This window comes from Streptococcus sp. TATVAM-FAB8, from assembly GCF_046592795.1.
Lineage (GTDB): Bacteria > Bacillota > Bacilli > Lactobacillales > Streptococcaceae > Streptococcus > Streptococcus ruminicola.
Genome location: NZ_JAWVPQ010000023.1, coordinates 1 through 358, shown reverse-complemented (window position 1 = coordinate 358; position 358 = coordinate 1). Strand labels below are relative to the sequence as shown.

Annotated in this window: 4 tRNA genes; all 4 read right to left on the bottom strand. The window is 52.5% G+C overall.

Annotation, left to right across the window (positions count from 1 at the left end):
- Window position 1: 1 nt before the first annotated feature.
- The 4 genes from SFC32_RS08490 to SFC32_RS08475 all read right to left on the bottom strand — a co-directional run bounded on the left by SFC32_RS08490 (window position 2) and on the right by SFC32_RS08475 (window position 343).
- Window positions 2-75, bottom strand: a tRNA-Pro gene (locus SFC32_RS08490).
- 6 nt (window positions 76-81) lie between these two features.
- Window positions 82-155: transfer RNA gene (locus tag SFC32_RS08485), tRNA-Arg, on the bottom strand.
- 22 nt (window positions 156-177) lie between these two features.
- Window positions 178-263 (bottom strand) — tRNA-Leu (locus SFC32_RS08480).
- A gap of 8 nt (window positions 264-271) precedes the next feature.
- Window positions 272-343 (bottom strand) — tRNA-Gly (locus SFC32_RS08475).
- Window positions 344-358: the final 15 nt, after the last annotated feature.

The following is a 358-nucleotide window of genomic DNA, read 5'->3' as shown; positions in this document are numbered from 1 at the left end:
ATCGGGAAGACAGGATTCGAACCTGCGACCCCTTGGTCCCAAACCAAGTGCTCTACCAAGCTGAGCTACTTCCCGAAATTATGCACCCTGCAGGATTCGAACCTGCAACCGCCTGATTCGTAGTCAGGTACTCTATCCAGTTGAGCCAAGGGTGCATCATAATATTAAATTGTATACTGCCGAGGACCGGAATCGAACCGGTACGAAGGTTACCCTTCGCAGGATTTTAAGTCCTGTGCGTCTGCCAGTTCCGCCACCCCGGCCTCTAACAAGCGAACGACGGGGTTCGAACCCGCGACCCCCACCTTGGCAAGGTGATGTTCTACCACTGAACTACGTTCGCATAAAGAGTATCCTA